Source organism: Methylobacterium sp. CCH7-A2 (assembly GCF_001557075.1).
GTDB lineage: Bacteria > Pseudomonadota > Alphaproteobacteria > Rhizobiales > Beijerinckiaceae > Allobosea > Allobosea massiliensis.
The window spans coordinates 1-237 of sequence record NZ_LSKN01000034.1 but is presented as its reverse complement, the minus strand read 5'-3'; the positions used below and the strand labels follow the sequence as shown (position 1 = coordinate 237).

General features: G+C 71.7%; 1 protein-coding gene. It reads right to left on the bottom strand.

The genetic code is table 11. The annotated features are described in order from the left end of the window. Window positions 1–237, bottom strand: a 237-nt coding sequence (locus tag AX750_RS03350) for a TCP-1/cpn60 chaperonin family protein (RefSeq protein WP_280939887.1), incomplete at both ends; no start/stop codon positions are given.

Sequence of the window (237 nt, the reverse complement as noted above, 5' to 3'; positions counted from 1 at the left end):
CGCGCGCAGCAGGGCGACGCCGCCGCCCGGCAGGATGCCCTCTTCCACGGCCGCGCGGGTGGCGTTCAGGGCGTCGTCGACGCGGTCCTTCTTCTCCTTGACCTCGACCTCGGTCGCGCCGCCGACGCGGATCACCGCGACGCCGCCGGCGAGCTTGGCCAGACGCTCCTGGAGCTTCTCGCGGTCATAGTCCGAGGTGGTCTCCTCGATCTGCGCCTTGATCTGCGAAACGCGGGC